Annotated in this window: 34 protein-coding genes and 1 pseudogene; 2 read left to right on the forward strand and 33 right to left on the reverse strand. The window is 57.6% G+C overall.

The annotated features are described in order from the left end of the window. Window positions 1-54 precede the first annotated feature (54 nt). Window positions 55-345, forward strand: coding sequence for a superoxide dismutase (locus ACL9RJ_RS31585; protein ID WP_422765981.1), 291 nt, complete (start codon window positions 55-57; stop codon window positions 343-345). Between the two features lie 116 nt (window positions 346-461). On the opposite strand, the gene ACL9RJ_RS31590 is transcribed toward ACL9RJ_RS31585, so the two are convergent. Further along, window positions 462-986: a single-stranded DNA-binding protein gene (locus ACL9RJ_RS31590; protein WP_017123259.1), complete on the reverse strand. Its 525-nt coding sequence runs from the start codon at window positions 984-986 to the stop codon at window positions 462-464. A gap of 9 nt (window positions 987-995) precedes the next feature. Next, window positions 996-2393, reverse strand: coding sequence for an MFS transporter (locus tag ACL9RJ_RS31595; protein WP_017123258.1), 1398 nt, complete (start codon window positions 2391-2393; stop codon window positions 996-998). Between the two features lie 190 nt (window positions 2394-2583). Here ACL9RJ_RS31595 and uvrA point away from each other — a divergent pair, with 190 nt between their 5' ends. Continuing rightward, the gene (gene uvrA / locus ACL9RJ_RS31600) at window positions 2584-5418 is read left to right on the forward strand and encodes an excinuclease ABC subunit UvrA (protein ID WP_177083861.1); all 2835 of its coding nucleotides are present in this window, start codon (window positions 2584-2586) and stop codon (window positions 5416-5418) included. A gap of 166 nt (window positions 5419-5584) precedes the next feature. On the opposite strand, the gene bfr is transcribed toward uvrA, so the two are convergent. The 31 genes and pseudogenes from bfr to ACL9RJ_RS31755 all read right to left on the reverse strand — a co-directional run. Next, on the reverse strand, window positions 5585-6049 hold the full coding sequence (gene bfr, locus ACL9RJ_RS31605) for a bacterioferritin (RefSeq protein WP_017123256.1): 465 nt from the start codon (window positions 6047-6049) through the stop codon (window positions 5585-5587). 156 nt (window positions 6050-6205) lie between these two features. Then, a complete protein-coding gene (locus tag ACL9RJ_RS31610; protein WP_422765982.1) occupies window positions 6206-7654 on the reverse strand; it encodes a catalase in 1449 nt (482 codons plus the stop codon). A 191-nt stretch (window positions 7655-7845) separates the two neighbouring features. Further along, window positions 7846-8232: a 50S ribosomal protein L17 gene (rplQ, locus tag ACL9RJ_RS31615; RefSeq protein ID WP_017123254.1), complete on the reverse strand. Its 387-nt coding sequence runs from the start codon at window positions 8230-8232 to the stop codon at window positions 7846-7848. Between the two features lie 42 nt (window positions 8233-8274). Continuing rightward, window positions 8275-9276, reverse strand: a complete 1002-nt coding sequence (locus ACL9RJ_RS31620; protein ID WP_003176403.1) for a DNA-directed RNA polymerase subunit alpha — start codon at window positions 9274-9276, stop codon at window positions 8275-8277. A 22-nt stretch (window positions 9277-9298) separates the two neighbouring features. Then, on the reverse strand, window positions 9299-9919 hold the full coding sequence (rpsD, locus tag ACL9RJ_RS31625; RefSeq protein ID WP_017123253.1) for a 30S ribosomal protein S4: 621 nt from the start codon (window positions 9917-9919) through the stop codon (window positions 9299-9301). Between the two features lie 18 nt (window positions 9920-9937). Next, window positions 9938-10327 (reverse strand): 30S ribosomal protein S11, encoded by a 390-nt coding sequence (gene rpsK / locus ACL9RJ_RS31630; RefSeq protein ID WP_007924177.1) that lies wholly within the window; start codon window positions 10325-10327, stop codon window positions 9938-9940. Between the two features lie 30 nt (window positions 10328-10357). Beyond that, on the reverse strand, window positions 10358-10714 hold the full coding sequence (gene rpsM, locus ACL9RJ_RS31635) for a 30S ribosomal protein S13 (protein ID WP_003186020.1): 357 nt from the start codon (window positions 10712-10714) through the stop codon (window positions 10358-10360). A 129-nt stretch (window positions 10715-10843) separates the two neighbouring features. Next, window positions 10844-10960: a 50S ribosomal protein L36 gene (gene rpmJ, locus ACL9RJ_RS31640; RefSeq protein WP_002555468.1), complete on the reverse strand. Its 117-nt coding sequence runs from the start codon at window positions 10958-10960 to the stop codon at window positions 10844-10846. A 28-nt stretch (window positions 10961-10988) separates the two neighbouring features. Continuing rightward, on the reverse strand, window positions 10989-12317 hold the full coding sequence (gene secY, locus ACL9RJ_RS31645) for a preprotein translocase subunit SecY (RefSeq protein ID WP_017123252.1): 1329 nt from the start codon (window positions 12315-12317) through the stop codon (window positions 10989-10991). After that, entirely contained in the window at window positions 12318-12752 is a 435-nt protein-coding gene (gene rplO, locus ACL9RJ_RS31650; protein ID WP_007924183.1) for a 50S ribosomal protein L15, read from the reverse strand. A 3-nt stretch (window positions 12753-12755) separates the two neighbouring features. Beyond that, window positions 12756-12932 (reverse strand): 50S ribosomal protein L30, encoded by a 177-nt coding sequence (gene rpmD, locus ACL9RJ_RS31655; RefSeq protein WP_003176408.1) that lies wholly within the window; start codon window positions 12930-12932, stop codon window positions 12756-12758. A 2-nt stretch (window positions 12933-12934) separates the two neighbouring features. After that, window positions 12935-13435 carry a 30S ribosomal protein S5 gene (gene rpsE / locus ACL9RJ_RS31660; RefSeq protein WP_010443918.1) on the reverse strand — a complete coding sequence of 167 codons (501 nt, stop codon included), beginning with the start codon at window positions 13433-13435 and terminating at the stop codon, window positions 12935-12937. A 3-nt stretch (window positions 13436-13438) separates the two neighbouring features. Beyond that, complete coding sequence (gene rplR, locus ACL9RJ_RS31665; RefSeq protein WP_010443919.1) at window positions 13439-13789, reverse strand: 50S ribosomal protein L18; 351 nt, start codon at window positions 13787-13789, stop codon at window positions 13439-13441. A gap of 10 nt (window positions 13790-13799) precedes the next feature. Further along, on the reverse strand, window positions 13800-14333 hold the full coding sequence (gene rplF, locus ACL9RJ_RS31670) for a 50S ribosomal protein L6 (protein WP_007896774.1): 534 nt from the start codon (window positions 14331-14333) through the stop codon (window positions 13800-13802). Between the two features lie 12 nt (window positions 14334-14345). Continuing rightward, window positions 14346-14738, reverse strand: coding sequence for a 30S ribosomal protein S8 (rpsH, locus tag ACL9RJ_RS31675; RefSeq protein ID WP_007955638.1), 393 nt, complete (start codon window positions 14736-14738; stop codon window positions 14346-14348). 212 nt (window positions 14739-14950) lie between these two features. After that, window positions 14951-15256 carry a 30S ribosomal protein S14 gene (rpsN, locus tag ACL9RJ_RS31680; protein ID WP_017123250.1) on the reverse strand — a complete coding sequence of 102 codons (306 nt, stop codon included), beginning with the start codon at window positions 15254-15256 and terminating at the stop codon, window positions 14951-14953. Between the two features lie 13 nt (window positions 15257-15269). After that, the gene (rplE, locus tag ACL9RJ_RS31685; RefSeq protein ID WP_017123249.1) at window positions 15270-15809 is read right to left on the reverse strand and encodes a 50S ribosomal protein L5; all 540 of its coding nucleotides are present in this window, start codon (window positions 15807-15809) and stop codon (window positions 15270-15272) included. 20 nt (window positions 15810-15829) lie between these two features. Then, window positions 15830-16144, reverse strand: a complete 315-nt coding sequence (gene rplX, locus ACL9RJ_RS31690) for a 50S ribosomal protein L24 (protein ID WP_007896770.1) — start codon at window positions 16142-16144, stop codon at window positions 15830-15832. A gap of 11 nt (window positions 16145-16155) precedes the next feature. Continuing rightward, a complete protein-coding gene (gene rplN / locus ACL9RJ_RS31695; protein WP_002555479.1) occupies window positions 16156-16524 on the reverse strand; it encodes a 50S ribosomal protein L14 in 369 nt (122 codons plus the stop codon). A gap of 23 nt (window positions 16525-16547) precedes the next feature. Further along, complete coding sequence (gene rpsQ, locus ACL9RJ_RS31700; protein WP_003176419.1) at window positions 16548-16814, reverse strand: 30S ribosomal protein S17; 267 nt, start codon at window positions 16812-16814, stop codon at window positions 16548-16550. A gap of 2 nt (window positions 16815-16816) precedes the next feature. After that, complete coding sequence (gene rpmC, locus ACL9RJ_RS31705) at window positions 16817-17008, reverse strand: 50S ribosomal protein L29 (RefSeq protein WP_002555481.1); 192 nt, start codon at window positions 17006-17008, stop codon at window positions 16817-16819. After that, on the reverse strand, window positions 17008-17421 hold the full coding sequence (gene rplP, locus ACL9RJ_RS31710; RefSeq protein WP_003228729.1) for a 50S ribosomal protein L16: 414 nt from the start codon (window positions 17419-17421) through the stop codon (window positions 17008-17010). The genes rpmC and rplP overlap by 1 nt, the downstream gene beginning before the upstream one ends. A gap of 12 nt (window positions 17422-17433) precedes the next feature. Then, entirely contained in the window at window positions 17434-18120 is a 687-nt protein-coding gene (rpsC, locus tag ACL9RJ_RS31715; protein ID WP_007924192.1) for a 30S ribosomal protein S3, read from the reverse strand. 13 nt (window positions 18121-18133) lie between these two features. After that, window positions 18134-18466, reverse strand: coding sequence for a 50S ribosomal protein L22 (gene rplV, locus ACL9RJ_RS31720; protein ID WP_003103908.1), 333 nt, complete (start codon window positions 18464-18466; stop codon window positions 18134-18136). A gap of 11 nt (window positions 18467-18477) precedes the next feature. Next, entirely contained in the window at window positions 18478-18753 is a 276-nt protein-coding gene (rpsS, locus tag ACL9RJ_RS31725; protein ID WP_002555486.1) for a 30S ribosomal protein S19, read from the reverse strand. A 16-nt stretch (window positions 18754-18769) separates the two neighbouring features. Next, complete coding sequence (rplB, locus tag ACL9RJ_RS31730; RefSeq protein WP_003317104.1) at window positions 18770-19594, reverse strand: 50S ribosomal protein L2; 825 nt, start codon at window positions 19592-19594, stop codon at window positions 18770-18772. Between the two features lie 14 nt (window positions 19595-19608). Then, a complete protein-coding gene (gene rplW / locus ACL9RJ_RS31735; RefSeq protein ID WP_002555488.1) occupies window positions 19609-19908 on the reverse strand; it encodes a 50S ribosomal protein L23 in 300 nt (99 codons plus the stop codon). Next, a complete protein-coding gene (gene rplD, locus ACL9RJ_RS31740) occupies window positions 19905-20507 on the reverse strand; it encodes a 50S ribosomal protein L4 (RefSeq protein ID WP_042934176.1) in 603 nt (200 codons plus the stop codon). The genes rplW and rplD overlap by 4 nt, the downstream gene beginning before the upstream one ends. A gap of 12 nt (window positions 20508-20519) precedes the next feature. After that, window positions 20520-21155, reverse strand: coding sequence for a 50S ribosomal protein L3 (gene rplC, locus ACL9RJ_RS31745; RefSeq protein WP_017123246.1), 636 nt, complete (start codon window positions 21153-21155; stop codon window positions 20520-20522). A gap of 80 nt (window positions 21156-21235) precedes the next feature. Next, complete coding sequence (rpsJ, locus tag ACL9RJ_RS31750; RefSeq protein WP_003186070.1) at window positions 21236-21547, reverse strand: 30S ribosomal protein S10; 312 nt, start codon at window positions 21545-21547, stop codon at window positions 21236-21238. Between the two features lie 157 nt (window positions 21548-21704). After that, window positions 21705-21797, reverse strand: a pseudogene (locus ACL9RJ_RS31755) (elongation factor Tu); the annotation flags it as partial.

A 21797-nucleotide genomic window follows, 5' to 3' on the forward strand; every position in this document is an offset into this window, starting at 1 on the left:
TTCGCAAGCCTAGATTGAGCGCTCCAAACATCGCTATCAACGAGGAAGTCACTGATGAAAGTTTTCGCGATCGGCTCGATCAACGAACTCACCCAGGAGCAGAAGCAACAGCATTTGCCCAGCGAAGTCCCGGCCACGCTCAAGCTCTACCTCGGCGGCCAGATCGAACAGTTCTGGTTCCGTGAAGACCGGCCCGGGGTGGTTTTCCTGATGAACGTGGAAGCACTCGACCAGGCCAGGGCGGCGGTCAACGCACTGCCGCTGACCGTGGCCAGTCTGATGACCTTCGAGTTTATCCAGGTCGGTCCGCTGGCGCCGCTGGGGTTGTTGATTCAGGGGCAGTAGGAAACAGCAGGCTTCTGCGAGGCCGGCTGAGGCACGTAGAAATACCCCGCCAGAAACGACAAACCCGCAGAGTTCATCTGCGGGTTTGTCTGTTTCTGGCGACGAAAGAATCGTGCTTAGAACGGAATATCGTCATCGAAGCTGTCGAAGTCCGGAGCCGGCTGCGGTGCGGCCTGCTGTGGAGCCGGGCGCGACTGCTGCGGGGCCGACTGCTGTGGACGCGGCGCCTGCTGGCGAGGGGCTTGCTGGCGTGGCGCGGACTGATCGTAGCCACCGCCTTGTTGGTCGCCCTGTTGTGGACGGCCGCCCAGCAGCTGCATGGTGCCCTGCATGTCGACGATGATCTCGGTGGTGTAGCGCTTGATACCGTCTTTTTCCCATTCGCGGGTCTGCAGCTTGCCTTCGATGTAGACCTGCGAACCCTTGCGCAGGTATTCACCGGCGATCTCGGCGACCTTGCCGAACATCGAGACACGGTGCCATTCGGTCTTTTCGACTTTCTGGCCGGTCTGCTTGTCGGTCCATTGTTCGCTGGTCGCCAGACTCAGGTTGGTCACGGCGTTGCCGTTAGGCAGGTAGCGAACTTCAGGATCCTGGCCGCAAGTGCCGACCAATATGACTTTGTTAACCCCACGGGCCATAACGTTCTCCTAGGCTTCGCACGCTTGCGACGCAGGCTCATTGACCAGGCGCTCAAGGGTCGTGCGATCCAACAATTCGGTGTCCAATTTGATGTAAATGGCGGCCTCTTCGGCCACCACCACTGCATCCGTTACCCCTACGACGGCCAACAGGCGCTCGACCAGACCGGCTTCGCGGATCGCTTCGGGCGATAACGGCACGCGCAGGCTGGTCACGTAGGGAGGTTCACGCATGGTAACAGCAAAGGCCAGCCAGAGGGCAGCCAGACCGGCGCATCCAAGGAATACCGCCGACAAACCGCCATGCTGGAACATCCAGCCGCCCAGAATACCGCCGAGAGCCGAGCCAAGGAACTGGCTGGTGGAGTAAACCCCCATCGCCGTGCCCTTGCCACCGGCCGGTGAAACCTTGCTGATCAGCGACGGCAGCGAAGCTTCCAGCAGGTTGAAGGCGATGAAGAACACCACCGTACCGATCACCAGGGCCCGCAGGCTGTTGCCGAACTCCCAGAAGAATAGCTCAGTGAGCATCAAGGTCGTCACGGCGCCGAGTAAAACTCGTTTCATTTTGCGTTTCTTCTCGCCGTAGATGATGAACGGGATCATCGCGAAGAAAGAAATCAGCAAGGCGGTCAGGTACACCCACCAGTGTTGCTCCTTGGGCAGGCCGGCCTTTTCCACCAGCGCCAGGGGCAAGGCGACGAAGCTGGACATCAGCATCGCGTGCAATACGAAGATCCCCAGGTCCAGGCGCAGCAGGTCCGGGTGCTTGAGCGTCGGCATCAGCGCCTGGCGCGCCACGCCGGACTCACGGTGCTGCAACGGCCCGATGGCCTTGGGCACCATGAAGGCGACGATCAGGATGCCCACCAGCGCCATCCCGCCGGTCGCGAGGAACAGCCCCGAGAGACCGAAGGCACGGGTCAGCAGCGGGCCGACGACCATCGCCACGGCAAACGACAGGCCGATGGTCATGCCGATCATGGCCATGGCCTTGGTCCGGTGCTGTTCACGGGTGAGGTCGGAGAGCAGGGCCATGACCGCCGCGGAAATCGCCCCGGCACCTTGCAGGACCCGGCCGGCGATCACGCCCCAGATCGAGTCGGCATTGGCCGCCAGCACGCTGCCGAGGGCAAACACGATCAATCCCAGGTAGATCACCGGGCGCCGGCCGATGCGGTCGGAAATGATCCCGAACGGGATCTGGAACAGTGCCTGGGTCAGGCCGTAGGCGCCGATGGCCAGGCCGATCAGTGCGGGGGTCGCGCCGGCGAGATCCATCCCGTAGGTCGCCAGGACCGGCAAGACCATGAACATGCCGAGCATGCGGAATGCGAACACCAGGGCCAGACCACCTGCCGCGCGGGTCTCGCCGCCACTCATGCGTTCGCTGTGGGGATCGTGCATGGAAAAACCTCGTGTGAACCGGCGGCGATTCTATCAGTCCCATCGTTTGAGGGGGTATAGGGCGACGCTTTGTCGCGAACTCGTTCAGCATCCTGTCATGCAAGCCTGCAATGCTGTGCTGCAATAGTGTGCATCCATCCAGTATTTAGCCTTATACTCCTGCGTTTACCGCCCGCCGTGCGAGGCCACTTTGGACAAGATCCTGATTCGTGGGGCTCGAACCCACAACCTGAAGAATATCGACCTGACCCTGCCCCGGGACAAGCTGATCGTGATCACCGGCCTGTCCGGGTCCGGCAAGTCTTCCCTGGCGTTCGATACCCTGTACGCCGAAGGCCAACGCCGCTATGTCGAGTCGCTGTCGGCCTACGCCCGGCAATTCCTGTCGATGATGGAAAAACCGGACGTCGATACCATCGAAGGCCTGTCGCCGGCGATTTCCATCGAGCAGAAATCGACCTCGCACAACCCGCGTTCGACGGTCGGCACCATCACCGAGATCTACGACTACCTGCGCCTGCTGTACGCCCGAGTGGGTACGCCGCGCTGCCCGGACCACGATATCCCGCTGGAGGCGCAGACCGTCAGCCAGATGGTCGACCTGGTCCTCGCCCAGCCGGAGGGTGCCAAGCTGATGCTGCTGGCGCCGGTGATCCGCGAACGCAAGGGCGAGCACCTGTCGGTGTTCGAGGAGCTACGGGCCCAGGGCTTTGTCCGGGCACGGGTCAACGGCCGGCTCTGCGAGCTGGACGAAGTGCCCAAGCTCGATAAACAGAAGAAGCACTCCATCGATGTGGTGGTCGACCGCTTCAAGGTCCGTGGCGATCTGCAGCAACGCCTGGCCGAGTCCTTCGAGACCGCGCTGAAGCTGGCGGACGGCATCGCCCTGGTGGCACCGATGGATGACGAACCGGGCGAGGAGATGATCTTCTCCGCGCGCTTCGCCTGTCCGATCTGCGGCCATGCCATCAGCGAACTGGAGCCCAAGCTGTTCTCCTTCAACAACCCGGCCGGCGCCTGCCCGACCTGTGACGGCCTGGGGGTGAAGCAGTTTTTCGACATCAAGCGCCTGGTCAATGGCGAACTGACCCTGGCCGAAGGGGCGATACGCGGCTGGGACCGGCGCAACGTCTATTACTTCCAGATGCTCGGGTCGCTGGCGTCCCACTACGGTTTCAGCCTGGAAGTGCCGTTCAACACCTTGCCGGCGGACCAGCAGAAGCTGCTGCTGCAGGGTAGTGGCAGCCAGAATGTCGACTTCAAGTACCTCAACGACCGGGGCGATATCGTCAAGCGCTCGCATCCGTTCGAAGGCATCGTGCCGAACCTGGAGCGGCGCTACCGCGAAACCGAGTCGGCCACCGTGCGCGAGGAACTGGCCAAGTTCCTCAGCACCCAGCCGTGCCCGGATTGCCGTGGTACCCGCCTGCGTCGCGAGGCGCGGCATGTGTGGGTCGGCGAGAAGACCCTGCCCGCCGTCACCAACCTGCCGATCGGCGATGCCACCGACTACTTCGGCACGCTGAAACTGACCGGGCGACGCGGTGAAATCGCCGACAAGATCCTCAAGGAAATCCGCGAGCGCCTGCAGTTCCTGGTCAACGTCGGCCTCGACTACCTGACCCTCGACCGCAGTGCCGACACCCTGTCCGGCGGCGAAGCCCAGCGTATCCGCCTGGCCAGCCAGATCGGCGCCGGCCTGGTCGGGGTGATGTACATCCTCGACGAACCGTCCATCGGCCTGCACCAGCGCGACAACGACCGCCTGCTGGGCACCCTGAAGCACCTGCGCGACATCGGCAACACGGTGATCGTCGTCGAACACGACGAGGACGCCATTCGCCTGGCGGACTACGTGGTGGACATCGGCCCGGGTGCCGGTGTGCATGGCGGGCATATCGTCGCCCAGGGCACCGCGGCCGAAGTCATGGCGCATCCGGACTCCCTCACCGGCAAGTACCTGTCGGGCCGGGTGAAGATCGCAGTGCCGGCCAAACGCACGCCGCGCAACAAGAAGCTGTCGCTGACCCTCAAGGGTGCCCGCGGCAACAACCTGCGCAATGTCGACCTGGAGATTCCGATCGGCCTGCTGACCTGCGTGACCGGTGTGTCCGGCTCGGGCAAGTCGACGCTGATCAACAACACCCTGTTCCCCCTCAGTGCCACCGCCCTCAATGGCGCGACGACACTGGAAGCCGCGGCCCACGACAGCATCAACGGCCTGCAGCACCTGGACAAGGTGGTGGATATCGACCAGAGCCCGATCGGCCGTACCCCGCGCTCGAACCCGGCAACCTACACCGGCCTGTTCACGCCGATCCGCGAGCTGTTCGCCGGCGTGCCGGAGTCCCGCTCCAGGGGTTACGGTCCGGGGCGCTTCTCGTTCAACGTCAAGGGCGGGCGCTGCGAGGCCTGCCAGGGTGACGGCCTGATCAAGGTGGAGATGCACTTCCTGCCGGACATCTACGTCCCTTGCGATGTCTGCAAGAGCAAGCGCTACAACCGCGAAACCCTGGAGATCAAGTACAAGGGCAAGAGCATCCACGAAGTGCTGGAGATGACCATCGAGGAGGCCCGGGAGTTCTTCGACGCGGTGCCGGCCCTGGCGCGCAAGCTGCAGACACTGATGGACGTGGGCCTGTCGTACATCAAGCTGGGACAGTCGGCGACCACCCTGTCCGGCGGCGAGGCGCAGCGGGTCAAGCTGTCGCGCGAGCTGTCCAAGCGTGACACCGGCAAGACCCTGTACATCCTCGACGAGCCGACCACCGGCCTGCACTTCGCGGATATCCAGCAACTGCTGGACGTACTGCACCGCCTGCGCGACCACGGCAATACCGTGGTGGTGATCGAGCACAACCTGGATGTGATCAAGACCGCCGACTGGCTGGTGGACCTTGGGCCTGAAGGTGGTTCGAAGGGCGGGCAGATCATTGCCGTGGGGACACCGGAGCAGGTCGCGGAGATGTCGCAATCCCATACCGGGCATTATCTGAAGCCGCTGTTGCTGCGCGACCGGGCATAAAGCGGTGAAATGAAAAAGCCCCTGTCATCAAGTGGTGACAGGGGCTTTTTTATTGAGGCTGAAATGGTTATCGCCAGCAAGGATCAGGTATGGCGACACCTCTGCGGTGAACGCCAAACTGCAGGAGCCGGCTTGCCGGCGATCCGCTGCACAGCAGCGGCCATTCTCAGAACTGCGATTGCAGGTAATTCTCCAACCCGATGGACTGGATCAGACCCAACTGCTTCTCCAGCCAGTAGGTGTGATCTTCTTCGGTGTCGGCCAACTGCACGCGCAGGATTTCGCGGGTCACGTAGTCCTTGTGCTGCTCGCAGAGCTTGATGCCCTTGCACAGCGCGGCACGCACCTTGTACTCCAGGCGCAAATCGCTGGCGAGCATCTCGGGCACGGTGGTGCCGGTGTCGAGGTCGTCGGGGCGCATGCGTGGCGTGCCTTCGAGCATCAGGATCCGACGGATCAAGGCATCGGCGTGTTGCGCCTCTTCTTCCATTTCGTGATTGATGCGCTCGTAGAGCTTGCTGAAGCCCCAGTCCTCATACATCCGCGAATGGATGAAATATTGATCACGAGCCGCCAGTTCACCGGTCAGCAACGTGTTGAGGTAATCGATTACGTCCGGGTGACCTTGCATCGCCCTACATCTCCCTGCTTGAAAGTCTGTAGTTTGAACCAAGCTGACCGGAAGGTCACTGTAAAAACAGTAGAAAAGTGAGAAATAGCAGAGAAAAATCGTCGAACGGAAGCGAAAAACCGCCCAAATGAGGGCGGTTCTGCTTCTCGTTTAGACTTACTTGAGCACTACGCCCAGCGCCTTCGCGACACCTTCTCCGTAAGCCGGGTCGGCCTTGAAGAAGTACTGCAGCTGACGCTGCACCACATCGTCGGAAACGCCTGCCATCGCGCCGGCAATGTTGTTGATCAGCAGGGTTTTCTGCTCATCGTTCATCAGGCGGAACAGCGCACCGGCGTGGCTGAAGTAGTCGCTATCTTCGCGATGGTCGTAACGATCCTCCGCACCACTCAGGGCCAGGGCCGGCTCAGCGTAGCGAGGGGCCTGTTTCGGCGCATCAGCGTAGCTGTTGGGCTCGTAGTTCGGCGCAGCGCCACCGTTGCTGCCAAAGGCCATGGAGCCGTCGCGCTGGTAGCTGTTGACCGGGCTGCGTGGCGCGTTCACCGGCAACTGCTGGTGATTGGTACCGACACGGTAGCGGTGGGCATCAGCGTAGGCGAAGACACGACCTTGCAGCATGCGGTCCGGCGACAGGCCGACACCTGGCACCATATTGCTCGGACCGAATGCCGCCTGCTCGACTTCGGCGAAGTAGTTCAGCGGATTGCGGTTCAGTTCCAGCTCACCCACCTCGATCAGCGGGAACTCTTTCTGCGACCAGGTCTTGGTCACGTCGAACGGATTCTCGTAATGTGCCGCGGCCTGAGCTTCGGTCATGATCTGGATGCACACGCTCCATTTCGGGAAGTCACCACGCTCGATAGCGTTGAACAGGTCACGCTGGGCGTAGTCCGGATCAGTACCCGCCAGACGCGCGGCATCGGCCGGCGCCAGGTTCTTGATGCCCTGCTTGGTCTTGTAGTGCCATTTCACCCAGTGACGCTCGCCCTTGGCGTTGATCAGGCTATAGGTGTGGCTGCCGAAGCCGTGCATGTGACGGTAGCCATCTGGGATCCCACGGTCGGAGAACAGAATGGTGACCTGGTGCAGCGCCTCGGGCGAGTGTGACCAGAAGTCCCACATCATCTGCGCGCTCTTCAGGTTGCTTTGCGGCAGGCGCTTCTGGGTGTGGATAAAATCAGGGAATTTCAGCGGGTCGCGAATGAAGAACACGGGGGTGTTGTTACCCACGATGTCCCAGTTGCCTTCCTCGGTGTAGAACTTCAGGGCGAAACCACGTGGATCACGCTCGGTATCGGCCGAACCACGCTCGCCACCCACGGTGGAGAAGCGCAGGAAAGTCGGAGTCTGTTTGCCCACGGACTCGAACAGCTTGGCGCTGGTGTACTGGGTGATGTCCCTGGAAACGGTAAAAGTCCCGTACGCGCCCGAGCCTTTGGCATGCACGCGGCGCTCAGGAATGTTTTCGCGGTTGAAGTGGGCAAGCTTCTCGATCAGGTGAAAGTCGTCGAGCAGCAGCGGGCCACGCGGGCCGGCGGAACGGGAATTCTGGTTATCGGCAACGGGGGCGCCGCTGGCGGTAGTAAGCGTTTTGTTCTGACTCATGCTCATCCTTCCTCTCTCGGTCTTGGTGCTGCCGGCTAATCGGCTGAAGAGGAGTATTGACCATGAAGATGACAGGTACAAATTCATTAAATGATGCCAAGCGATAGGAAAGGTCTATCGAACTGCAATCACTTATTAGCAGGCACAAAAAACCGGGCGCTAGGCCCGGTTCTTCGTTTCAGACTGACGTCTTACTCGGCGGATACAGCTTCGCCGGCAGTAGCACGATCAACCAACTCGACGTACGCCATAGGCGCGTTGTCGCCAGCGCGGAAACCGCACTTGAGGATGCGCAGGTAGCCACCCTCACGGGTAGCGTAACGCTTGCCCAGGTCGTTGAAGAGCTTACCAACGATAGCTTTCGAACGAGTACGGTCGAAAGCCAGACGGCGGTTAGCCAGGCTGTCTACTTTGGCCAGAGTGATCAGCGGCTCGGCAACGCGGCGCAGTTCTTTGGCTTTTGGCAGAGTCGTTTTGATCAGCTCGTGCTCGAACAGCGACACCGCCATGTTTTGAAACATGGCCTTGCGGTGCGAGCTGGTGCGGCTCAGGTGACGACCACTTTTACGATGACGCATGGTTCATTCCTTACCAAACACTACGTTCGGTGATTACGACGATCAGGCAGTCGCCTTGTCGTCCTTCTTAAGACTTGCAGGCGGCCAGTTGTCGAGGCGCATGCCGAGGGACAGACCGCGGGAGGCCAGAACGTCCTTGATTTCAGTCAAGGATTTCTTGCCCAGGTTCGGAGTCTTCAACAGCTCTACTTCGGTACGCTGAATCAGGTCGCCGATGTAGTAGATGTTTTCCGCCTTAAGGCAGTTAGCCGAACGTACAGTCAGTTCCAGATCGTCAACCGGGCGAAGCAGGATCGGATCGATCTCGTCTTCCTGCTCGATAACCACTGGCTCACTGTCACCCTTGAGGTCGACGAACGCAGCCAACTGCTGTTGCAGGATGGTTGCAGCGCGGCGGATAGCCTCTTCAGGATCCAGAGTACCGTTGGTTTCCAGATCAATAACCAGTTTGTCCAGGTTGGTACGCTGCTCGACACGGGCGTTTTCCACCACGTATGCGATACGGCGAACCGGGCTGAACGAAGAGTCGAGCTGCAAGCGACCGATGCTGCGGCTTTCGTCTTCATCGCTCTGACGCGAGTCTGCTGGTTCATAACCACGACCACGAGCTACGGTGAGCTTCATGTTCAAGGCGCCGTTAGACGCCAGGTTGGCGATTACGTGATCGGGATTAACGATCTCGACATCATGATCCAGCTGAATATCGGCAGCGGTAACCACCCCCGAACCCTTCTTCGACAAGGTCAGCGTAACTTCGTCACGGCCGTGCAGCTTGATAGCCAGACCTTTAAGGTTCAACAGGATTTCAATGACGTCTTCCTGTACACCTTCGATGGCGCTGTACTCGTGGAGCACACCGTCAATCTCGGCCTCGACTACTGCACAGCCTGGCATTGAGGACAACAGGATGCGGCGCAGCGCGTTGCCCAGGGTGTGGCCAAAACCACGCTCGAGAGGCTCGAGAGTGATTTTAGCGCGGGTTGGACTGACAACCTGCACGTCAATGTGACGGGGTGTCAGGAACTCATTTACCGAAATCTGCATGGATGCACCTATTTTCTAGCCCTTACTTGGAGTAGAGCTCGACAATCAGGCTTTCGTTGATGTCGGCGGAGAGGTCACTGCGAGCAGGAACGTTCTTGAAAACGCCCGACTTCTTCTCAGTGTCCACTTCTACCCATTCTACGCGGCCACGCTGGGCACACAGATCGAGAGCCTGGACAATGCGCAGTTGATTCTTAGCTTTCTCACGAATAGCTACCACGTCACCAGCACGAACCTGGTAGGACGGGACGTTGACGGTTTTACCGTTAACGCTGATCGACTTGTGCGATACCAGTTGACGGGATTCGGCACGAGTCGAGCCAAAACCCATACGGTATACAACGTTGTCCAGACGGCATTCGAGCAGTTGCAGCAGGTTTTCACCGGTTGCGCCTTTACGGCCGGCAGCTTCTTTGTAGTAGCCGCTGAACTGACGCTCAAGAACGCCATAAATACGACGGACCTTCTGCTTTTCACGCAGTTGGGTGCCGTAGTCGGACTGGCGACCGCGGCGTTGGCCGTGGATACCAGGTGCTGCTTCGATGTTGCACTTGGATTCGATAGCGCGCACGCCGCTCTTCAGGAAGAGATCGGTGCCTTCGCGACGAGCCAGTTTGCATTTTGGACCAATGTAACGAGCCATTCTTTACAATCTCCTGGATTACACGCGGCGCTTCTTCGGCGGACGGCACCCGTTGTGCGGGATTGGCGTCACGTCGGTGATGCTGGCGATCTTATAGCCACAGCCGTTCAATGCACGGACAGCGGACTCACGACCTGGACCTGGACCTTTGACGTTGACGTCGAGGTTTTTCAGGCCGTATTCCAGCGCAGCTTGACCAGCACGTTCAGCAGCTACCTGAGCAGCAAACGGGGTGGACTTGCGGGAACCGCGGAAACCCGAACCACCGGAGGTAGCCCAGGAAAGAGCGTTACCTTGACGGTCGGTGATGGTCACGATGGTGTTGTTGAAAGACGCGTGGATGTGGGCGATGCCATCAACCACTGTCTTTTTGATTTTCTTACGAGGACGAGCAGCAGGTTTTGCCATGACTAGATTCCTGTCGATTCGCTGGTGCGATTACTTGCGGATCGGCTTACGCGGACCTTTGCGAGTACGCGCGTTGGTCTTGGTACGCTGACCGCGTACTGGCAGACCACGACGATGGCGCAGACCGCGGTAGCAGCCCAGGTCCATCAAGCGTTTGATTTTCATGTTGATTTCGCGACGCAGGTCACCTTCAGTGGTGAACTTCGCCACTTCGCCACGCAGCTGTTCAATCTGCTCGTCGCTCAGATCCTTGATCTTTGCGGCTGGGTTGACCCCAGTCACTGCACAAATTTTCTGTGCAGTAGTGCGACCAACACCATAGATGTAGGTCAGCGAGATAACAGTGTGCTTGTTATCTGGAATGTTAACGCCTGCAATACGGGCCATTCAGTGGGACTCCAATTGACAGCTACCTACGCCCCGGAAGCCAAGAAATAGGGCGCGAGATAATATCGCTGTAATAACAAATAATCAACCCAGCAGCGCACTAGCTGCTGGGCTTCAAGCAGATCACACTCAGCCTTGGCGCTGTTTGTGACGCGGTTCCGCGCTGCAAATTACTCGAACCACACCTTCGCGGCGAATAATCTTGCAGTTACGGCACAGCTTTTTCACCGATGCACGAACTTTCATCACCAACTCCTCGAACCTTATGGGTGCTTCAGCGCAGCATGCCGCTGCCGTAGCCCTTCAGGTTGGCTTTCTTCATCAGGGATTCGTACTGGTGCGAAACGAGGTGCGATTGCACTTGGGACATAAAGTCCATCACAACCACGACCACGATCAGCAACGAGGTCCCGCCAAGGTAGAACGGAACGTTTGCTGCAACCACCAGGAACTGGGGCAGCAGGCACACGGCCGTCATATAAAGAGCACCGAACATGGTCAAACGGGTCAGAACGCCATCAATGTAGCGCGCCGACTGCTCGCCTGGACGGATACCCGGAATAAAGGCACCGGACTTCTTCAGGTTTTCCGCTACGTCTTTCGGATTGAACATCAACGCCGTATAGAAGAAGCAGAAGAAAATAATCCCTGCACTAAACAGCAGAATATTCAACGGCTGACCAGGAGCGATCGACTGCGAGATGTCCTGCAACCAGCCCATACCTTCAGACTGACCGAACCAGGCACCCAACGAAGCCGGGAACAGCAAAATGCTGCTCGCGAAGATAGCAGGAATTACACCGGCCATATTCACTTTCAGCGGCAAGTGGCTTGTCTGCGCAGCGAAAACCTTGCGGCCCTGCTGACGCTTGGCGTAGTGAACAGCAATACGACGCTGGCCACGCTCAATGAACACCACGAAACCGATAATCGCTACTGCCAGCAAACCGATGGCAACCAGGGCGAAGATGTTGATATCACCCTGACGTGCAGACTCGAAAGACTGCCCGATCGCTCTCGGAAGACCGGCGACGATACCCGAAAAAATCAACATCGAGATACCGTTACCCACACCGCGCTCTGTAATCTGCTCACCCAGCCACATCATGAACATCGCACCGGCCACGAAGGTGGACACTGCAACGAAATGGAAGCCGAAGTCACCAGTAAAAGCGACGCCCTGACCAGCCAGACCAATGGACATGCCAATGGCTTGAACAAGGGCCAGGACGACGGTGCCATAGCGGGTGTATTGGCTGATCTTGCGACGACCAGCCTCACCTTCCTTCTTCAACTGCTCCAGCTGCGGGCTGACGGCGGTCATCAGTTGCATGATGATCGATGCCGAGATGTACGGCATGATCCCCAGTGCAAAAATGCTCATCCGTTCCAGCGCGCCGCCGGAAAACATGTTGAACAAGCTAAGAATGGTCCCCTCATTCTGTCGAAACAGGTCCGCCAGCCGGTCCGGGTTGATACCAGGAACTGGGATGTGTGCGCCTATCCGGTAGACGATAATCGCCAGGAATAGAAAACGCAGTCGAGCCCAGAGCTCGGATAACCCGCCTTTGCTGAGCGCTGAGAGAGCACCTTGCTTAGCCATTTATTCCTCGAACTTGCCGCCAGCTGCTTCGATAGCCGCACGCGCACCCTTGGTGGCGGCGATGCCCTTGATAGTTACAGCGCGAGTCACTTCGCCCGACAGCATGATTTTCACACGCTGTACGTTCTGGTTGATCACGTTGGCATCTTTCAGGGACTGCACGGTAACGATGTCGCCTTCCACCTTGGCCAGCTCGGACAGACGCACTTCTGCGCGGTCCATGGCTTTCAGGGAAACGAAACCGAACTTCGGCAGGCGACGATGCAGCGGCTGTTGACCGCCTTCAAAGCCTGGAGCGATGGTGCCACCGGAGCGGGAAGTCTGACCTTTGTGACCACGGCCACCAGTCTTACCCAAACCACTACCGATACCACGGCCCGGACGATGCTTTTCGCGACGGGAACCCGGCGCTGGACTCAGATCATTGAGTTTCATCGATTAACCCTCGACACGCAGCATGTAGTAAGCCTTGTTGATCATCCCGCGATTCTCGGGAGTATCCTGGACTTCTACAGTGTGACCGATGCGACGCAGACCCAGACCCTTAACGCACAGTTTGTGGTTAGGGATGCGGCCGGTCATGCTTTTGATCAGCGTTACTTTTACGGTTGCCATGATCACAGGATCTCCGCTGCAGTTTTGCCGCGCTTGGCAGCAATGGACTCAGGGGACTGCATGGCCTTCAAACCCTTGAAAGTGGCGTGAACCACGTTTACCGGGTTGGTCGAACCGTAGCACTTGGCCAGAACGTTCTGAACGCCAGCAACTTCGAGGACAGCACGCATAGCGCCGCCAGCGATGATACCGGTACCTTCAGAAGCAGGCTGCATGTAAACCTTGGAAGCGCCGTGGGCGGACTTCATGGCGTACTGCAGAGTGGTGCCGTTCAGGTCCACCTGGATCATGTTGCGGCGAGCAGCTTCCATAGCCTTCTGGATCGCAGCAGGCACTTCACGCGACTTGCCACGGCCGAAGCCTACACGGCCCTTACCATCACCTACCACGGTCAACGCGGTGAAAGTGAAGATACGGCCGCCTTTAACGGTTTTGGCTACGCGGTTAACTTGAACCAGCTTCTCGATGTAGCCTTCGTCGCGCTTTTGGTCGTTATTTGACATAACTTAGAACTCCAGCCCAGCTTCACGAGCAGCATCAGCCAGCGCCTTGACGCGGCCGTGGTACTTGAAGCCAGAGCGGTCGAAAGCCACCTGCGAGACGCCTGCGGCTTTAGCACGCGAAGCGACCAGCTGGCCAACCTTAGTGGCCGCGTCGATGTTGCCGGTGGCACCATCACGCAGTTCTTTATCCAAAGTCGAGGCACTTGCCAGGACTTTGTTGCCGTCGGCCGAAATGACCTGGGCGTAGATGTGCTGCGAAGAGCGGAACACGCAGAGACGCACGACTTCGAGTTCGTGCATTTTCAGGCGTGCTTTGCGAGCGCGACGCAGTCGAGTAACTTTTTTGTCGGTCATTTGCTATGCCCTACTTCTTCTTGGCTTCTTTACGACGGACGACTTCGTCCGCGTAGCGCACACCTTTGCCTTTGTACGGCTCTGGTGGACGGAAGTCGCGGATCTCGGCGGCCACTTGACCTACCAGCTGCTTGTCGATGCCCCTGATCAGGATATCGGTCTGGCTAGGAGTCTCAGCGGTGATGCCTTCCGGCAGTTCGTAATCCACTGGGTGCGAGAAGCCAAGAGCCAGGTTCAGCACTGTGCCTTTTGCTTGCGCCTTGTAACCAACACCGACCAGCTGGAGCTTGCGCTCGAAGCCTTGGCTTACGCCTTGGACCATGTTGTTTACCAACGCACGAGTGGTACCAGCCATTGCGCGAGTCTGTTGATCGCCATTGCGAGCAGCGAAACGCAGCTCACCAGCTTCTTCAACAATCTCAACGGACGAATGGATGTTCAGTTCGAGAGTGCCCTTGGCACCCTTCACCGAAAGCTGTTGGCCGGCGAATTTTACTTCGACACCAGCTGGCAGCTTAACGGGGTTCTTAGCGACGCGAGACATGCTTATCCCCCCTTAGAACACAGTGCAAAGAACTTCGCCGCCGACACCGGCAGCGCGCGCAGCACGATCAGTCATCACACCCTTGTTGGTGGAGACGATAGACACGCCCAGACCGCCACGAACTTTCGGCAGGTCTTCGACGGACTTGTACTGACGCAGGCCTGGACGGCTAACGCGCTTCACTTCCTCGATGACCGGACGGCCTTCGAAGTACTTCAGCTCGATGGACAGCGACGGCTTGGCGTCGGTGGTGATCTGAAAACCCGCGATGTAACCTTCGTCCTTCAGGACTTTTGCTACAGCCACCTTCAGCGTGGAAGACGGCATGCTTACGACGGACTTTTCAGCCATCTGGGCATTACGGATTCGAGTTAGCATGTCCGCTAACGGGTCCTGCATACTCATGGGCTAGACGCTCCTGATACAAAAAAAATGAGCCTTGCGGCTGCAACTGTCGCCGAGGTACTCCGCACGCAAAAAGTGCGGGCTCAGGCGAGCCGGTCATTCTAGACACACACCAGAAATGAATCAAGCCCCAAAAGGGGCTTGATTCATACTCAAGGTCACCGGCGGTCAGGTTCTTGCGACCCCGACCGCAGTGACTTGGGCGGTATGGCTTACCAGCTGGCTTTGACCAGACCTGGTACGTCACCACGCATTGCAGCTTCACGCAGCTTGTTACGGCCGAGGCCGAACTTGCGGTAAACGCCGTGCGGACGACCGGTGATGCGGCAGCGGTTACGCATGCGCGAGGCGCTTGCGTCACGTGGCTGCTTCTGCAGGGCTACGGAAGCTTCCCAACGCGCTTCTGGACTTGCGTTCAGATCAACGATGATTGCTTTGAGCGCTGCACGCTTGACGGCGTACTTGGCAACGGTGAGCTGACGCTTCAGCTCACGGTTTTTCATGCTCTTCTTGGCCATTTTCCTACTCCAATCAGTTGCGGAACGGGAATTTGAAAGCACGCAGCAGTGCGCGACCTTCTTCATCCGATTTGGCAGTGGTGGTCAGGGTAATGTCCAGACCGCGCAGAGCATCGATCTTGTCGTAATCGATTTCCGGGAAAATGATCTGCTCTTTCACGCCCATGCTGTAGTTGCCACGACCATCGAAGGACTTGGCATTCAGGCCGCGGAAGTCGCGAACCCGAGGCAGGGAGATCGACAGCAGACGATCCAGGAACTCATACATACGATCGCGACGCAGGGTCACCTTGACACCGATCGGCCAACCTTCGCGGACTTTGAAGCCTGCGATGGATTTGCGAGCGTGAGTCACGACGACCTTCTGGCCGGTGATCTTTTCCAGGTCAGCAACAGCGTGCTCGATGACTTTCTTGTCGCCGATCGCTTCGCCCAGACCCATGTTCAGGGTGATCTTGGTAATGCGCGGAACTTCCATCACGTTCGCCAGCTTAAGTTCTTCCTTAAGCTTCGGAGCGATTTCCTTCCGGTAAATCTCTTTCAGTCGTGCCATGGTCTTCTACCTAGCAGTGTTCAAGCATCAACCGCTTTTTGGGTCGACTTGAAGACACGAATTTTTTTGCCGTCTTCTACTTTGAAACCAACGCGGTCAGCCTTGTTGGTTTCGCCGTTGAAAATGGCGACGTTGGAAGCGTGCAGTGGCGCTTCTTTCTCGACGATACCGCCCTGTACGCCCGACATCGGGTTAGGCTTGGTATGACGCTTGACCAGGTTCAAGCCACCAACGACCAGACGGTCGTCAGCGAGAACCTTAAGCACCTTACCGCGCTTACCTTTGTCTTTGCCGGCGATCACGATGATCTCGTCGTCACGACGAATCTTTTGCATGTCGGATCTCCTTACAGCACTTCTGGGGCGAGCGAGACGATCTTCATGAACTTCTCGGTACGAAGTTCACGGGTCACTGGCCCAAAGATACGGGTGCCGATCGGCTCTTGCTTGTTGTTCAACAGAACAGCAGCGTTGCCATCAAAGCGGATAATGGAGCCGTCAGCACGACGTACGCCGTGACGGGTGCGGACTACAACAGCAGTCATCACCTGGCCTTTTTTCACCTTACCGCGAGGAATTGCTTCCTTGACGGTAACTTTGATGATGTCACCGATACCAGCGTAACGACGATGGGAGCCACCCAGCACCTTGATGCACATAACGCGGCGAGCGCCGCTGTTATCGGCCACATCGAGCATGGATTGAGTCTGAATCATATAATTTCTCCGACCCCTAGTCCTTAGACTTCCACAGCGCGTTCGAGAACATCAACCAGTGCCCAAGACTTGGTCTTGGCCAGCGGACGAGTTTCACGAATAGTGACTTTGTCGCCGATATGGCACTGATTGGTTTCGTCGTGCGCGTGCAGCTTAGTCGAACGCTTAACGTATTTACCGTAGATCGGGTGCTTTACGCGACGCTCGATCAGAACGGTGATGGTTTTGTCCATCTTGTCGCTGACAACACGGCCAGTCAGCGTACGGACAGTCTTTTCGGCTTCAGCCATGATCACTTACCTGCCTGCTGGTTGAGCACAGTCTTCACGCGAGCGATGTCACGCTTAACTTGCGAGAGCAGATGAGACTGCCCCAACTGGCCAGTTGCTTTCTGCATGCGCAGATTGAACTGGTCGCGCAGCAGGCCGAGCAGTTGCTCGTTCAGCTGCTGTGCGGATTTTTCACGAAGTTCATTCGCTTTCATCACATCACCGTCCGTTTAACAAAGGAGGTGGCGAGCGGCAGCTTTGCAGCAGCCAGGGCGAAAGCCTCACGCGCCAGCTCTTCAGAAACACCCTCGATTTCATACAGGACTTTGCCTGGCTGAATCTGGGCAACCCAGTACTCCACGTTACCCTTACCTTTACCCATCCGAACTTCGAGTGGCTTCTTGGAAATAGGCTTGTCCGGGAATACACGGATCCAGATCTTGCCGCCACGTTTTACGTGACGGGTCAGAGCACGACGTGCTGACTCGATCTGACGAGCGGTGAGACGACCACGAGCAACAGACTTCAGCGCGAACTCGCCGAAGCTGACTTTGCTACCGCGCAGTGCCAGACCACGGTTGTGGCCGGTCATCTGCTTGCGGAACTTCGTACGCTTTGGTTGCAACATTTGGCGTACCCCTTACTTAGCAGCTTTTTTACGAGGCGCTGGTGCTTGTGGTTTCAGTTCTTCTTGGCGACCACCAATTACTTCGCCTTTGAAGATCCAAACCTTCACACCGATCACACCGTAGGTGGTGTGAGCTTCGTAGGTGGCATAGTCGATATCGGCACGCAGGGTGTGCAGTGGCACACGACCTTCGCGATACCATTCAGTACGTGCGATTTCAGCACCGCCGAGACGACCGCTCACTTGGATTTTGATGCCCTTGGCACCAATGCGCATTGCGTTCTGTACGGCACGCTTCATAGCGCGACGGAACATTACACGACGCTCCAGCTGCTGAGCTACGCTCTGCGCAACCAGCATACCGTCGAGCTCCGGCTTGCGGATCTCTTCGATATTGATGTGCACAGGCACACCCATTTGCTTGGTCAGGTCCTGACGCAGTTTCTCAACATCTTCACCCTTCTTCCCGATAACGATACCTGGACGAGCGGTGTGGATGGTGATGCGTGCAGTTTGGGCCGGACGATGGATATCGATACGGCTTACGGACGCGCTTTTTAGTTTGTCTTGGAGGTACTCACGCACATTCAGATCTGCGAGCAAATAGTCCGCATAAGTCCGACCGTCTGCGTACCAGACGGAGGTGTGCTCCTTGACGATTCCCAGGCGAATGCCAATGGGATGTACTTTCTGACCCATCTCTTCGACTCCGTTACTTGTCAGCAACCTTGACAGTGATATGGCAAGACCGCTTGACGATGCGATCAGCACGGCCTTTGGCACGCGGCATGATACGCTTCAGCGAACGCCCTTCGTTGACGAAAACGGTGCTGACCTTCAGGTCATCAACGTCTGCGCCTTCGTTATGCTCGGCGTTGGCTACGGCCGACTCCAGCACTTTTTTCATGATCTCGGCGGCTTTCTTACTGCTGAAAGCCAACAGGTTGAGCGCTTCGCCCACCTTCTTCCCGCGGATCTGGTCGGCGACCAAGCGGGCTTTCTGGGCGGAGATTCGAGCGCCCGACAACTTAGCGGCTACTTCCATTTCCTAACCCCTTAACGCTTGGCTTTCTTGTCTGCCACGTGCCCGCGATAAGTGCGGGTACCGGCGAACTCGCCCAGTTTGTGGCCGACCATGTCTTCGTTCACGAGAACTGGGACGTGCTGACGACCGTTGTGTACTGCGATGGTCAGACCGACCATTTGTGGCAGGATCATCGAACGACGCGACCAGGTTTTCACTGGTTTGCGATCGTTCTTTTCCGCCGCCACTTCGATCTTCTTCAGTAGGTGAAGATCGATAAAAGGACCTTTTTTCAGAGAACGTGGCACTGTCGTATCCCTCTATTTACTTGCGACGACGGACGATCATTTTGTCGGTACGCTTATTACCACGAGTCTTCGCGCCCTTAGTCGGGAAGCCCCACGGCGATACCGGATGACGACCACCAGAGGTACGACCTTCACCACCACCATGTGGGTGGTCAACCGGGTTCATGGCAACACCACGAACGGTTGGGCGAACGCCACGCCAGCGCTTGGCACCGGCTTTACCCAGGGAACGCAGGCTGTGCTCGGAGTTCGAGACTTCGCCCAGCGTTGCACGGCATTCCGACAGCACTTTACGCATTTCACCGGAACGCAGACGCAGGGTCACGTAGACACCTTCACGAGCGATCAGCTGAGCCGAAGCACCAGCGGAACGAGCGATCTGTGCACCTTTACCTGGCTTCAGTTCGATGCCGTGTACGGTGGAACCCACTGGGATGTTGCGCAGTTGCAGAGCGTTACCTGGCTTGATTGGAGCCAGAGCGCCCGCGATCAGCTGGTCACCAGCACTCACGCCTTTAGGAGCGATGATGTAGCGACGCTCGCCGTCTGCGTACAGCAGCAGTGCGATGTGAGCAGTACGGTTTGGATCGTATTCGATACGCTCGACAGTGGCAGCGATGCCATCTTTGTCGTTGCGACGGAAGTCGACCAGACGATAATGCTGCTTATGACCACCACCGATGTGACGAGTGGTAATACGGCCATTGTTGTTACGACCACCAGACTTCGATTTTTTCTCGAGCAGCGGTGCGTGAGGAGCGCCTTTATGCAGCTCCTGGTTGACCACCTTGACCACAAAACGGCGGCCAGGGGAAGTCGGTTTGCATTTAACGATTGCCATGATGCACCCCTTCCTTACTCAGCACTGCTGCTGAAATCGAGATCTTGGCCTGGCTGAAGGGAGATAACTGCCTTCTTCCAGTCATTACGCTTGCCCAGACCGCGAGCAGTGCGCTTGCTTTTACCCAGAACATTCAGGGTAGTCACACGCTCTACTTTCACGCTGAACAGGCTTTCGACGGCCTTCTTGATTTCCAGCTTGGTTGCGTCAGTAGCAACCTTGAAAACGAACTGACCTTTTTTGTCTGCCAGAACCGTAGCCTTCTCGGAAACGTGCGGGCCAAGCAGAACTTTAAATACGCGTTCCTGGTTCATCCCAGCAGCTCCTCGAATTTCTTCACGGCCGACACGGTGATCAACACCTTGTCGTATGCGATCAGACTAACTGGATCGGAACCTTGCACGTCACGGACATCAACGTGTGGCAGGTTGCGAGCAGCCAGGTACAGGTTCTGATCAACAGCATCCGACACGATCAGAACGTCGGTCAGGCTCATGTTGTTCAGTTTGCTCAGCAGGTCTTTGGTTTTCGGGGTTTCAACAGCGAAATCCTGAACAACGACCAGACGATCAGTACGCACCAGCTCAGCAAGGATGGAACGCATTGCTGCGCGATACATCTTCTTGTTCAGCTTCTGGGAGTGATCCTGAGGACGAGCTGCGAAAGTGGTACCGCCGCCGCGCCAGATTGGGCTACGGATAGTACCGGCACGAGCACGGCCAGTACCTTTCTGACGCCATGGGCGCTTGCCGCCACCGGAAACGTCGGAACGGGTCTTTTGCTGCTTGCTACCCTGACGGCCGCCGGCCATGTAGGCCACGACTGCTTGGTGAACCAGCGTCTCGTTGAAATCGCCGCCAAATGTCAGTTCGGAAACTTCGATCGCTTGAGCGTCATTTACATTTAATTGCATGTCAGCTTCCCCTTAACCGCGAGCCTTGGCTGCTGGACGTACAACCAGGTTGCCGCCAGTAGCGCCAGGAACAGCGCCCTTGACCAACAACAGATTGCGTTCAGCGTCCACGCGCACTACTTCCAGGGACTGCACGGTCACGCGCTCAGCGCCCATATGACCGGACATTTTTTTGCCCTTGAATACACGACCAGGAGTCTGGCACTGGCCGATAGAGCCTGGAACGCGGTGGGATACGGAGTTACCGTGGGTGTTATCTTGCCCGCGGAAATTCCAACGCTTGATCGTACCCTGGAAGCCTTTACCCTTGGACTGACCGGTTACATCAACCAGTTGACCAGCGGCGAAGATTTCAGTGTTGATCAGATCGCCGGCCTGGTACTCGCCTTCTTCAAGGCGGAATTCCATTACGGTACGACCAGCGGCAACGTTCGCCTTGGCGAAGTGGCCAGCCTGAGCGGCTGTAACACGCGAAGCACGACGCTCGCCGACAGTAACTTGCACTGCACGGTAGCCATCAGTTTCTTCAGTCTTGAACTGGGTGACGCGATTCGGTTCGATCTCAATGACCGTGACCGGAATGGAGACACCTTCTTCGGTGAAAATACGGGTCATACCGCATTTACGACCGACTACACCAATAGTCATGTTGTAAACCTCATGAGTGTACGGGGCTTTCACCCGCTATGGCCGCCCATTTCAGAGCGTTACACGACTAAGACCGAGTCTTAGCCGAGGCTGATCTGCACTTCCACACCTGCCGCAAGATCAAGCTTCATCAGCGCATCAACGGTTTTATCCGTTGGCTGGACGATGTCCAGGACACGCTTATGAGTACGGATCTCGTACTGGTCACGCGCGTCTTTGTTGACGTGCGGGGAGACCAGAACGGTGAACCGCTCTTTACGGGTAGGCAGTGGAATTGGACCACGCACTTGAGCACCAGTACGTTTCGCGGTTTCCACGATTTCCTGGGTGGATTGGTCGATCAGGCGATGGTCAAAAGCCTTCAACCTGATACGGATTTGCTGATTTTGCATTGGATTTCAGACTCCGGCTGCTATTCCCACCGGGCGCAATACGCCCGTTAAAAGGAGGCGCAATTCTATAGACGCCCCTGATAGGTGTCAACCTAATAAAAAAGCCCCCGCTAGGCGGGGGCTTTTTCAAAGCATCGAAGCTATCTCAATGAGAAGCTTACTCGATGATTTTGGCTACGACGCCGGCGCCGACGGTACGACCGCCTTCACGGATAGCGAAACGCAGGCCGTCTTCCATCGCGATGGTCTT

Origin of the sequence: Pseudomonas sp. Mn2068 (assembly GCF_049319725.1) — a bacterium.
In the GTDB taxonomy this organism is placed as follows: domain Bacteria; phylum Pseudomonadota; class Gammaproteobacteria; order Pseudomonadales; family Pseudomonadaceae; genus Aquipseudomonas; species Aquipseudomonas gingeri.

Bases quoted from the DNA above. Each gene is read 5' to 3' on its own strand.
- rpsM (WP_003186020.1), bottom strand. From the start codon at position 10,714: ATGGCCCGTATTGCAGGCGTTAACATTCCAGATAACAAGCACACTGTT.
- rpmC (WP_002555481.1), bottom strand. From the start codon at position 17,008: ATGAAAGCGAATGAACTTCGTGAAAAATCCGCACAGCAGCTGAACGAG.
- rplV (WP_003103908.1), bottom strand. From the start codon at position 18,466: ATGGAAGTAGCCGCTAAGTTGTCGGGCGCTCGAATCTCCGCCCAGAAA.
- rplQ (WP_017123254.1), bottom strand. From the start codon at position 8,232: ATGCGTCATCGTAAAAGTGGTCGTCACCTGAGCCGCACCAGCTCGCAC.
- rplF (WP_007896774.1), bottom strand. From the start codon at position 14,333: ATGTCTCGCGTCGCTAAGAACCCCGTTAAGCTGCCAGCTGGTGTCGAA.
- rpsN (WP_017123250.1), bottom strand. From the start codon at position 15,256: ATGGCCAAGAAGAGCATGAAAAACCGTGAGCTGAAGCGTCAGCTCACC.
- bfr (WP_017123256.1), bottom strand. From the start codon at position 6,049: ATGCAAGGTCACCCGGACGTAATCGATTACCTCAACACGTTGCTGACC.
- rpmJ (WP_002555468.1), bottom strand. From the start codon at position 10,960: ATGAAAGTTCGTGCATCGGTGAAAAAGCTGTGCCGTAACTGCAAGATT.
- rplX (WP_007896770.1), bottom strand. From the start codon at position 16,144: ATGCAAAAGATTCGTCGTGACGACGAGATCATCGTGATCGCCGGCAAA.
- ACL9RJ_RS31595 (WP_017123258.1), bottom strand. From the start codon at position 2,393: ATGCACGATCCCCACAGCGAACGCATGAGTGGCGGCGAGACCCGCGCG.
- rpmD (WP_003176408.1), bottom strand. From the start codon at position 12,932: ATGGCAACCGTAAAAGTAACGCTGATCAAAAGCATGACCGGCCGCATC.
- ACL9RJ_RS31620 (WP_003176403.1), bottom strand. From the start codon at position 9,276: ATGCAGATTTCGGTAAATGAGTTCCTGACACCCCGTCACATTGACGTG.
- ACL9RJ_RS31590 (WP_017123259.1), bottom strand. From the start codon at position 986: ATGGCCCGTGGGGTTAACAAAGTCATATTGGTCGGCACTTGCGGCCAG.
- rplR (WP_010443919.1), bottom strand. From the start codon at position 13,789: ATGACCGACAAAAAAGTTACTCGACTGCGTCGCGCTCGCAAAGCACGC.
- rpsC (WP_007924192.1), bottom strand. From the start codon at position 18,120: ATGGGTCAGAAAGTACATCCCATTGGCATTCGCCTGGGAATCGTCAAG.
- ACL9RJ_RS31585 (WP_422765981.1), top strand. From the start codon at position 55: ATGAAAGTTTTCGCGATCGGCTCGATCAACGAACTCACCCAGGAGCAG.
- rplB (WP_003317104.1), bottom strand. From the start codon at position 19,594: ATGGCAATCGTTAAATGCAAACCGACTTCCCCTGGCCGCCGTTTTGTG.
- rplP (WP_003228729.1), bottom strand. From the start codon at position 17,421: ATGTTGCAACCAAAGCGTACGAAGTTCCGCAAGCAGATGACCGGCCAC.
- rpsD (WP_017123253.1), bottom strand. From the start codon at position 9,919: ATGGCTCGTTACATTGGTCCAAAATGCAAACTGGCTCGTCGCGAAGGC.
- rplW (WP_002555488.1), bottom strand. From the start codon at position 19,908: ATGAACCAGGAACGCGTATTTAAAGTTCTGCTTGGCCCGCACGTTTCC.
- rpsH (WP_007955638.1), bottom strand. From the start codon at position 14,738: ATGAGTATGCAGGACCCGTTAGCGGACATGCTAACTCGAATCCGTAAT.
- rpsE (WP_010443918.1), bottom strand. From the start codon at position 13,435: ATGTCAAATAACGACCAAAAGCGCGACGAAGGCTACATCGAGAAGCTG.
- ACL9RJ_RS31610 (WP_422765982.1), bottom strand. From the start codon at position 7,654: ATGAGTCAGAACAAAACGCTTACTACCGCCAGCGGCGCCCCCGTTGCC.
- rplD (WP_042934176.1), bottom strand. From the start codon at position 20,507: ATGCAATTAAATGTAAATGACGCTCAAGCGATCGAAGTTTCCGAACTG.
- rpsQ (WP_003176419.1), bottom strand. From the start codon at position 16,814: ATGGCTGAAGCCGAAAAGACTGTCCGTACGCTGACTGGCCGTGTTGTC.
- rpsK (WP_007924177.1), bottom strand. From the start codon at position 10,327: ATGGCAAAACCTGCTGCTCGTCCTCGTAAGAAAATCAAAAAGACAGTG.
- secY (WP_017123252.1), bottom strand. From the start codon at position 12,317: ATGGCTAAGCAAGGTGCTCTCTCAGCGCTCAGCAAAGGCGGGTTATCC.
- rplE (WP_017123249.1), bottom strand. From the start codon at position 15,809: ATGGCACGACTGAAAGAGATTTACCGGAAGGAAATCGCTCCGAAGCTT.
- rplN (WP_002555479.1), bottom strand. From the start codon at position 16,524: ATGATTCAGACTCAATCCATGCTCGATGTGGCCGATAACAGCGGCGCT.
- rpsJ (WP_003186070.1), bottom strand. From the start codon at position 21,547: ATGCAAAATCAGCAAATCCGTATCAGGTTGAAGGCTTTTGACCATCGC.
- rplO (WP_007924183.1), bottom strand. From the start codon at position 12,752: ATGAAACTCAATGATCTGAGTCCAGCGCCGGGTTCCCGTCGCGAAAAG.
- rplC (WP_017123246.1), bottom strand. From the start codon at position 21,155: ATGACTATTGGTGTAGTCGGTCGTAAATGCGGTATGACCCGTATTTTC.